The organism is Flavobacterium sp., from assembly GCF_021151785.1.
Lineage (GTDB): Bacteria > Bacteroidota > Bacteroidia > Flavobacteriales > Flavobacteriaceae > Flavobacterium.
The window spans coordinates 22,554-31,445 of sequence record NZ_JAGKWP010000013.1; the positions used below are offsets into that span (position 1 = coordinate 22,554).

General features: G+C 33.2%; 10 protein-coding genes. 5 read left to right on the forward strand and 5 right to left on the reverse strand.

What is annotated here, in order from left to right:
* Positions 1–40 precede the first annotated feature (40 nt).
* Both lptB and QZ824_RS02575 read left to right on the forward strand, forming a co-directional pair.
* Entirely contained in the window at positions 41–799 is a 759-nt protein-coding gene (lptB, locus tag QZ824_RS02570; protein ID WP_291274475.1) for an LPS export ABC transporter ATP-binding protein, read from the forward strand.
* Positions 800–810: 11 nt separating this feature from the next.
* A complete protein-coding gene (locus QZ824_RS02575; RefSeq protein WP_291274476.1) occupies positions 811–1,035 on the forward strand; it encodes a DUF5808 domain-containing protein in 225 nt (74 codons plus the stop codon).
* On the opposite strand, the gene QZ824_RS02580 is transcribed toward QZ824_RS02575, so the two are convergent.
* Together QZ824_RS02580 and QZ824_RS02585 are read right to left on the reverse strand one after the other, a co-directional pair.
* Entirely contained in the window at positions 1,027–1,893 is an 867-nt protein-coding gene (locus QZ824_RS02580) for a GH25 family lysozyme (protein ID WP_291274477.1), read from the reverse strand. The two genes, QZ824_RS02575 and QZ824_RS02580, sit on opposite strands and share 9 nt — an antisense overlap.
* A complete protein-coding gene (locus tag QZ824_RS02585; protein ID WP_291274478.1) occupies positions 1,893–2,636 on the reverse strand; it encodes a CDP-alcohol phosphatidyltransferase family protein in 744 nt (247 codons plus the stop codon). Before QZ824_RS02585 ends, QZ824_RS02580 begins: the two co-directional genes overlap by 1 nt.
* 192 nt (positions 2,637–2,828) lie before the next feature.
* Between QZ824_RS02585 and QZ824_RS02590 the strand changes: the two genes are divergently transcribed.
* Together QZ824_RS02590 and QZ824_RS02595 are read left to right on the forward strand one after the other, a co-directional pair.
* Entirely contained in the window at positions 2,829–3,815 is a 987-nt protein-coding gene (locus tag QZ824_RS02590) for a PorV/PorQ family protein (RefSeq protein WP_291274486.1), read from the forward strand.
* Positions 3,816–3,820: 5 nt separating this feature from the next.
* Positions 3,821–4,924 (forward strand): DUF4105 domain-containing protein, encoded by a 1,104-nt coding sequence (locus QZ824_RS02595; RefSeq protein ID WP_291274479.1) that lies wholly within the window; start codon positions 3,821–3,823, stop codon positions 4,922–4,924.
* Between the two features lie 5 nt (positions 4,925–4,929).
* On the opposite strand, the gene QZ824_RS02600 is transcribed toward QZ824_RS02595, so the two are convergent.
* The 3 genes from QZ824_RS02600 to QZ824_RS02610 all read right to left on the reverse strand — a co-directional run bounded on the left by QZ824_RS02600 (position 4,930) and on the right by QZ824_RS02610 (position 7,954).
* Complete coding sequence (locus QZ824_RS02600) at positions 4,930–5,811, reverse strand: hypothetical protein (RefSeq protein WP_291274480.1); 882 nt, start codon at positions 5,809–5,811, stop codon at positions 4,930–4,932.
* Positions 5,811–7,244 carry an MBOAT family O-acyltransferase gene (locus QZ824_RS02605; RefSeq protein ID WP_291274481.1) on the reverse strand — a complete coding sequence of 478 codons (1,434 nt, stop codon included), beginning with the start codon at positions 7,242–7,244 and terminating at the stop codon, positions 5,811–5,813. Before QZ824_RS02605 ends, QZ824_RS02600 begins: the two co-directional genes overlap by 1 nt.
* A 71-nt stretch (positions 7,245–7,315) precedes the next feature.
* Positions 7,316–7,954 (reverse strand): hypothetical protein, encoded by a 639-nt coding sequence (locus tag QZ824_RS02610; RefSeq protein ID WP_291274482.1) that lies wholly within the window; start codon positions 7,952–7,954, stop codon positions 7,316–7,318.
* A gap of 112 nt (positions 7,955–8,066) precedes the next feature.
* Here QZ824_RS02610 and QZ824_RS02615 point away from each other — a divergent pair, with 112 nt between their 5' ends.
* The gene (locus QZ824_RS02615; protein ID WP_291274483.1) at positions 8,067–8,825 is read left to right on the forward strand and encodes a CpsB/CapC family capsule biosynthesis tyrosine phosphatase; all 759 of its coding nucleotides are present in this window, start codon (positions 8,067–8,069) and stop codon (positions 8,823–8,825) included.
* The last annotated feature ends 67 nt before the right edge of the window (positions 8,826–8,892 follow it).

Below are 8,892 nucleotides of genomic sequence, written 5' to 3' on the forward strand. Positions count from 1 at the left end.
ATTGCCTTGTTGACCAATTGAAAATTGACACTTTAATAAAATGAAATTAAGAGCAGAGAATTTAATCAAGACCTACAAAAAAAGAACTGTAGTAAAAGGGATTTCGGTAGAAGTAAATCAGGGCGAAATTGTGGGCTTATTAGGCCCAAATGGAGCCGGTAAAACTACTTCTTTTTATATGATTGTGGGATTGGTAAAGCCTAACAGTGGTAACATTTATTTAGATGACACTAATATAACCGATTTTCCCATGTATAAACGGGCACAACATGGCATTGGTTATTTAGCTCAAGAGGCTTCTGTGTTTCGAAAATTAAGTATTGAAGACAATATTATGTCTGTATTACAATTGACCAATTTATCTAAGCAAGAACAAGAAGCAAAGATGGAAAGTTTGATTGAAGAATTTTCGTTAGGTCACATTCGAACTAACCGAGGAGATTTACTTTCAGGTGGGGAAAGAAGACGTACTGAAATTGCCCGATGTTTAGCCACTGATCCCAAATTCATTCTACTAGATGAACCTTTTGCTGGTGTCGATCCTGTTGCTGTTGAAGACATCCAACGAATCGTAGCACAACTTAAAAACAAAAACATTGGTATCCTGATTACGGATCATAACGTACAAGAAACATTAGCCATTACTGACAAAACCTATCTAATGTTTGAAGGAGGTATTTTAAAAGCGGGAGTTCCTGAAGAATTAGCTGCTGATGAAATGGTTAGAAAAGTGTATTTGGGGCAAAATTTTGAATTGAGAAGAACAAAAATTGATTTCAATGCTCCTAAAAAAGTATAATTGACAAAGGCATGAAAAATCCAACAGAAGAACAACTAGAACAATGGCACAAAGACCCAAGTAATTGGAAACTAGGGCTCTTTTATTACAATCCAGAAGACGAACGCCTATTTCCACCAAAAAGAGTTAAATGGGCTGGATGGACCGTTAATTTTGCCAATCCGAAATCGATAGTTGCTTTTTTAATTTTAGTAGGAGTTCTATTGGTTTTTGTATATAGAAAACAATTATTTTAAGCTGCTCTTTTGCAAGCAGACTTTTTTAAGTTGGTCTAAATTTCCATTAAAAACATTTACATCTACGAGTTCATCAACTCCCAATACGGCTGCTTTTTCCGAGAATTGCCAAAACAAGTAATGAGGCTCGATATTTTCTTTCCATGGATTGTAATTCGCTATCCAAAATTCATACTCTGGAAAATCTTCCTTTAAGAAATCCTCATAATATTTTTCACCAGAATAAAGAATAGGTTTAACACCATAGTGTTGCTCCACAAGTGTTAGCCAATTTTGCAACCCTTCTTTTAAACGAGCCATAGACTGTCCTTTAGGCATTTTTTCTATATCTAAAATGGGAGGCAATTGCCCTTTTCTTAAGTGTACTGTTTGTATAAAATTTTGCGCTTGCTCTGTTGAATTTTCATCAGGTCGATAATAATGATAAGCTCCCTGAATATAAGGCGTTTGGGTTAAAGCCAACCAGTTTTCTTTAAATTTAGCATCTCTTTTAGAACGACCAGCCGTCGCCCGAACCATAACAAATTTTATTTCAAACAATTCGTCCTTAGCTTCTACCTTTTCCCAATCGATATCACCTTGATATTGTGAAACATCAATACCAAAAATTTTATCTGCATGAGTTGCAACAATACCTTTGATTCGCTCATCTTCTATTTTTCTTTCTGTTGCTGTTAATTGAGAATGTTTAGATTTAAAACCAAAATAGTATAAAAGATAGTCTTTACTTTGATTAATGATAATTATTCCTAAAAGCACTAAAAAAAGCCCAACCATCCATTTTATGGAAGTTGGACCTACTATTGAATTTGATTTTTTCTTTTTAACAGAATATCTTCTTCTGGTAGCTGCAGCCATTAACCTTTAGACAAGAATTTATTATTTACAACAGATACTAAAACATACATCAATATAATTAATGGAATGGCTAAAAACTGTAAAATAGCAAGCATTACCACAGCCAAACTTAAAAATACTATTTGAATTTTACTTTTTTCCCATGTAAATGATTTCATTTTTAAAGAAAACAAAGGTATCTCTGCATTTAAAAGAAAGGTACTTAGTAAAGCTGCAATAACTAAAACAAATGGGTTGGATAAAAATTCAAAAATAAATCCATTTCCGCCGGTTTCTTCTAAAATAATAGGTAAAGAACAAATCCACAAAGCATTGGCAGGTGTAGGAAGTCCAATAAAGGAATCTGTTTGTCTTTCATCAACATTGAAATTAGCCAAACGATAACAAGAACCTAGCGTGATTAAAAAACCTAAATAAGGCACCACTCCCATGTAATATGTCTCTTCTGTTAAGGTGTATTGCGCTTGATTTTCTTGAATATCACTTAACATTTTGTAAATGATTAATCCAGGTACTACACCACTAGTTACCATATCGGCTAGGGAATCCAATTGCAAACCGATAGGACTTTGAGCCTCTAAAGCTCTGGCTAAAAAACCATCCCAAAAATCAAAAAATATACCTAGACAAACTAAAGAAAAAGCTTCAGCATAATTACCGTTAAAGGCGTGGATTAACGCGCACAAACCAGCAAATAAATTTAATAAAGTTAAAGCGTTTGGAAGGTGTTTTTTAATACTCATTTTAGAAATAAATTGCATTTTAAAAAACAAATGTAAACAATAAAATGCAAGAAATGGAGTTTAATAGATAAGAATTTATGATATTTGTACGAAGAAGAAAATCAAGCTGTGAAAAAGAGCCTATTAGTATTACTTACCTTTTTTAGTTGGATAAGCCAAAGCCAGACCATTAGAAAATATTCTAATGAATTCATGAATATTGGAGTTGATGCTGCGGCATTAGGAATGAGTAATGCCGTGACTGCTCAAACTGCCGATGTCAATTCTGGATATTGGAATCCCGCTGGTCTATTGAAATTAGAAGACAAGCAATTGAGTTTAATGCATGCTAGTTATTTTGCTAATATTGCACAATATGACTATGCCGCTTTTGCTATGCCTATTGATAGTAAAAGTGCTTGGGGAATTTCCTTAATCCGTTTTGGGGTGGATGACATTTTAAACACTACACAATTAATTGACAGCCAAGGCAATATTGATTACAACCGCATTTCCCTTTTCTCAACAGCTGATTATGCCTTTACGTTTTCCTATGCGAGAGCTTTACCATTAGAGGGTTTTAATTATGGAGTAAACGCTAAGGTTATTCGCAGAATTATTGGAGATTTTGCTACTTCTTGGGGATTTGGTTTTGATTTAGGAGCGCAATTTGAAACAAAAGACGACTGGAAATTTGGTTTAATGCTTCGTGATATTACTACGACCTACAATACTTGGACTATTAATGAAGAAGCTTTTGAGAAAATCAAAAATGCAGTACCCGGTGAAAACCAAGAACTTCCCGAAACTACTGAAATTACCTTACCTAAAGCCCAATTAGGTATTTCAAAAAAGTTTGAGTTTCATTATGATTATACCTTAGTAGCTGCTACCAATTTAAATATGCAATTTGCTCAAACCAACGATTTGATTTCTACTCGAGCTGTAAGTATTGATCCTGCTGTTGGATTTGAATTTGGTTATATTGATTTAGCCTTTTTACGTGCTGGTGTAGGGAATTTTCAACAAATTACACAAATTGACAACACAAGTAAATTAAGTTTCCAACCTAATATTGGTATTGGATTTAAATACAAAGGTATTCAAGTCGATTATGCCTTAACTGACTTAGGCAATCAAAGTGCCGCCTTGTATTCTAATATTTTTTCTGTAAAAGTAGATTTCAGTATTTTTAGATAAACCTCATGTTCAAAAAAGTAGTCTTTTTATTTGCCCTTATTCGTTCACTTTCCTTATTTAGCCAAGTGCCCTTATCTGATCAAGCCAGAGTGAGCATTTTAACTTGTGGTACTGCTCCTGTTACCTATGCCATGTATGGACATACTGCCATTCGAATTCAGGATATTACCAAAGGTCTCGATCAAGTTTACAATTATGGTGCTTTTGATTTTTCTACCCCTAATTTTGGCTTGCGTTTTATCAAAGGGGACTTACAATATTTTATTACAAGCGATGCCTTTGCTGATTTTGAATACAGCTATCAATTGGACAATCGTTCTATATATGAACAAGAGTTAAAGTTACAACCCGCACAAAAGCAGCAACTTTTTGACGAATTGAATCGAAGTTTATACTCCGAGGAACGCTTTTATACCTATAAATTTATTGACCGAAATTGTACCACTATGGTAGTAGATAAAATCAATACAATATTAGGCCGTGAAATCATCCAACAACCCAAAAACAACTTATCCTATCGAGACATCTTATTTCCATACATGACTGATTTCTATCAAAAATTAGGCATTCAACTTATTTTTGGAACTAAAGTAGATCAAAAAGCAACCCGTTTATTTCTTCCTTTTGAATTAAAAAAAGCATTAGAACAAAATCCAGCAATTAGTCGACCAACAGTTACTTTATTTGCCGCTACTCCTCAAGAAATTTCGTTGCCTTGGATCAATTCCTTTTATTCCCTTTTTGCTTTAATGGTACTATTAATTGTAAGTCAAAGAAAATGGATTCAAGTTACTTATTTTACTTTAGCTGGCCTATTAGGGGTATTTTTTAGTGTTGTTGGTCTCTATTCATTACACGAAGAAGTTCTTTGGAATTACAACATTTTACTCTTCAATCCCCTTTTCTTACTTTTTGTTTATTTTTATTCCAAAAAACAATTAGAAAAAACCGTTCTTCTAGGGCAAATACTAATCGCTTTTACCGGAATATATTGCCTGTACATGTTGAACAAAATCCATCTAAGCGTGGTATTTCCTTTTATTGCGCTACACTTCTTTTGGTTGATTCGAATTACAATAAGCAGTAAACGCAAACTTCGTTTGACTTAAAAAATTTACTTTTTTAACGGTAAGGTTTTTAACAAAATACTAGTAAATTTTCTAGCTCCCGCATCATTTAAATGGCCGCATGAAGAAAAATAACGGTCTTCATCAATAACGTGTTCATAAGGTAAAATTTCGGGATAAGCTTGCTTCACTTTTTGAAAGTAATTCATCCCTTTTACATCCGAACACATCGGAGTGGTCACCGCAATTAAGTTAATTTGATACGCTTTACACAACTTTTTAATTTCCTCATAATAGCGATTTTTAAGTGGCTTTAATGATCGAAGATCATTTTTCATTTTAGCCCTTGGATTGACCCCCAATGGATAATACCCTTTATTGTGTAAAATATTTGTAGGTTCATTCATTACTGTTTTATACCAAGCTCTAAAACCTATTCTTGCATCAAATTTATTGTATCTATAAAACGGCACATAATACAAAGGAATAAAATCCGCTTCATTTTTAATATGCTCTTTGATACTATCCGATTGATGTAAAAAAGGCATGAACCAAGCAAACGTGCCTTCGTCTCTTTTTTCATTGGTCAAATTTAAGTCTGCTTCAAGAACAATATTTTTGATTTTCCATCCTTTATGCAACATCAACTTAAGCATAAGAGCCGTTTCCAGCAGATGGGATCCACTCATACCATAATTAAAGGTCGTATATCCTTTTTTTTCGAAGAGTTCAGGTACAAAATGATTATTAGCTCTTGACGTTCCTAGAATGACTACATCGAATTGTTGTGGTTGACCATTCATCACTTGTTCGATTTTGTTTCGACCCAATGCATGAGTAAAAACATAGGTATAAAGACCATCTAGAGCCGTAGCAATAAGCAACAACAGCACTATGATTTTTCCTATGAAGCGAATAAACTTAGTCATTAGAATTGAAAATAAATAAATTGTTTATAATCAGTATATACTCCAAAAGCAAGCAAAGCCAAAAGGGCCAGTGCTAGCTTAACAGTACTGTATTTACCTGATAAAGGTTCTATTTTAGCTCGATTCCACCATTCCACTAAAATAAAAATAAGAAGTAGGCCTACTAATTCTTGACTGTATCGCTGATTGGCTAAATATTGTAGACTAAATTGACCGTCGGTCAGCATTTTTTTAATGTAATCCAAGGCGTGCGTTAATGAATTGGCTCTGAAGAAAATCCAAGCAAAGCAAGTCAATAAAAAGGTTCCAATGATATTCCCAATTACTTTAATACTAGCTATATCTCTTTTAAGTATGATTTCGTCTAAATTTGATCTGTTTTTGTTTCGGAGTAAAAGCGGCAAGAAGTAAAAGGCATTCAAAGCCCCCCAAACCAAAAACGTCCAATTGGCTCCATGCCAAAATCCACTTACAATAAAAATGATAAATGTATTTCTAACCTTTAGCGCTTTATTTCCTTTACTTCCACCAAGCGGAATATATAAATAGTCTCGGAACCAAGAAGAAAGTGAAATATGCCAACGACGCCAAAACTCAGCTATATCCCTTGAAAAATAAGGATAGTTAAAATTCTTTAGTAGTTGAATTCCAAATAATTTAGACGTACCCAAAGCAATATCCGAATAACCAGAGAAATCTCCATAAATTTGAAAAGCAAAATACATACTTCCTAACAATAATGAAGCAGAGTTCATTGAGGCATGATTATCAAAAATAGCATTCGCATAGGTGGCACAACTATCTGCGATTACTATTTTCTTGACCAATCCCCAGATCATTTGATACACCCCCTCTTTGGCTAAATTAAAATCAAAATGTCTTTTTTGTTTTACTTGTGGTAACAAATGCGTGGCGCGTTCAATAGGTCCTGCCACCAATAACGGGAAATAACAAACAAAAAGCGAATAATCAACAAAATTACGTTCCGCTTGAATGCGTTTGTAATAAATATCAATTACATAAGATAACCCATGAAAAGTGTAAAAAGAAATCCCTACGGGAAGCACCAGTTGTAACAACACAGGATGCACTTGAAATCCTAGTGTTTGTAACGCTTCTGCAAAAGATGCTGCAAAGAAATCATAGTATTTAAAAACACCCAAAAAACCTAGATTAATACCAATAGTAAGCCATAACCATAATTTTCTTTGGTTGGTTTCTTTGGCTTTTTCCATCATAAGTGCACTAGCAAAATCTAAACCAGTAGAGAATAAAAGTAAAAATAAAAACCGCCAATCCCAACAAGCATAAAAAAAATAACTGGCTGCAATTAATACTGCATTTTGAGTGGATTTGTTTCTAGAAAAAACAAACCAGTACAAAAGGAATACAATGGGTAAAAAAACGGCAAAAGAGAGTGAATTAAAAAACATTTTTGATATATTAATTGTTCAAAAAGTATACTAGTACTATCCTTTTGACTACTTTTTTTTATTTTTTAGTATTAATACCAATCCGAATGGTATCTATTTTCACCTAAATAATAGATTAAACCAACTGAAAAATTATAAAAACTACCCTTTTGTGTCCCTTTTTGACTACTTAAAGGATAACCATCAAACCCATAGTATTGTTTTAAATTTGTGTTGTATGTAAAATCTGTTGTCAGTGCTACTTTATTATTTATTTTGTACATAGGTGTAATTCCTAGACCTATAATAGGCGTTTTCTCCGTTTTTCCGTTAAGAGATATTGAGCTGGCAAATCCAAGAGCTGCATCCGCATGAACCAGCAAACCAAATTTATCTCTAGTCCAATAAGAAAGTCCCAGTTTTTTACCTGCATTGTATATTATACCTAATCCAAATGAATTGTACTGTGTTCCAATGTCACCTTTCGGATCATTCACAAATTTATCTGCTTTGTAAGCTAACTTCATTCCCACGAATTCTGTAAACATATATCTTGCGGCAAACTCCACGTGATTAAATGCTGAGAAATTGGAATTAAATTTTTTATCATAAGGTTGAATAGCTCCATTGTAGCCATAACTTGCTTCAATCGATAAGTTATTTACATTAAATTGTGAAAAAGAAAAATTGGCCATCAAAAGTCCAATAAGTAGTGCCTTTATTTTAAACATGATTTTTTTGTGAATTTGGGTGCAAACTTAAAAAAAGAATTTCAATTAAATTGTACGTTTCTTTTCCATTTCAATAAAAATTGTATTTTTGTCTACCTAACCTTATTAAAACATGTTTTGGAATTCAAATAAAAAAGTATTTTGGAAAGACTTATGGTCGTCAGGTTTTATTGATATTCACAGCCATCTTTTATGGGGCTTAGATGATGGAGCTAAAACCTTTGAGGAAACCATGTTACTCTGCCAAATGATGCAAGAACTTGGTGTTTCTTCAGCCATAACCACTCCACATACTTATCCTGGATTATGGAATAATGATCTTGAAAAAATTGAAGCTGCCTACGCTGCCTACAAAGCACAATCTAATGACACTTTCATAAAAAGTGTATCCAGCGAATATTTAGCTGATATCCATTTAGAGCATCTTTTAGCAACCAACTCGCTTATACCTCTTTCTAAAAACTATCTCCTAATTGAGTTTTCTTATTTAGCGCCTCCCAATGATCAAATCATGGAAACCTTATTTAAACTAAAATTAAAAGGATATAAACTAATTTTAGCCCATCCTGAGCGCTACTTATATTGGAAAAACACCCCTGGTGCTTTTGAACGGTTTAAGGAATTTGAAATTTACTTTCAAATGAATACCTTATCTATTTTAGGCTATTATGGTGCTGATGTAAAAAGACTAACAGAGAAATTATTAGATAAGCAGTTTTATAACTTCATTGGAACAGATACGCATCACAAAAGACATTTGCTTATAACAAAAAGCGAACCTATGCATTTACCAAAATCATCTGTTCAATTAATAGAAGCGTTAGTAGAAGCTAACAACAAAACATTTAAAATTAAAAAAACGGAAGAATAAAATATTTTTACCTTTTATCGTATACTAAAAAAGGAATACATTAATGTATTCCTTTTTTATTTTATAG

Excerpts from the sequence above, each read along its gene's own strand:
- QZ824_RS02595 (WP_291274479.1), top strand. The coding sequence starts at position 3,821 with ATGTTCAAAAAAGTAGTCTTTTTATTTGCCCTTATTCGTTCACTTTCC.
- QZ824_RS02615 (WP_291274483.1), top strand. The coding sequence starts at position 8,067 with ATGTTTTGGAATTCAAATAAAAAAGTATTTTGGAAAGACTTATGGTCG.
- QZ824_RS02580 (WP_291274477.1), bottom strand. The coding sequence starts at position 1,893 with ATGGCTGCAGCTACCAGAAGAAGATATTCTGTTAAAAAGAAAAAATCA.
- QZ824_RS02590 (WP_291274486.1), top strand. The coding sequence starts at position 2,829 with ATGAATATTGGAGTTGATGCTGCGGCATTAGGAATGAGTAATGCCGTG.
- QZ824_RS02575 (WP_291274476.1), top strand. The coding sequence starts at position 811 with ATGAAAAATCCAACAGAAGAACAACTAGAACAATGGCACAAAGACCCA.
- QZ824_RS02585 (WP_291274478.1), bottom strand. The coding sequence starts at position 2,636 with ATGAGTATTAAAAAACACCTTCCAAACGCTTTAACTTTATTAAATTTA.
- QZ824_RS02600 (WP_291274480.1), bottom strand. The coding sequence starts at position 5,811 with ATGACTAAGTTTATTCGCTTCATAGGAAAAATCATAGTGCTGTTGTTG.
- lptB (WP_291274475.1), top strand. The coding sequence starts at position 41 with ATGAAATTAAGAGCAGAGAATTTAATCAAGACCTACAAAAAAAGAACT.
- QZ824_RS02605 (WP_291274481.1), bottom strand. The coding sequence starts at position 7,244 with ATGTTTTTTAATTCACTCTCTTTTGCCGTTTTTTTACCCATTGTATTC.
- QZ824_RS02610 (WP_291274482.1), bottom strand. The coding sequence starts at position 7,954 with ATGTTTAAAATAAAGGCACTACTTATTGGACTTTTGATGGCCAATTTT.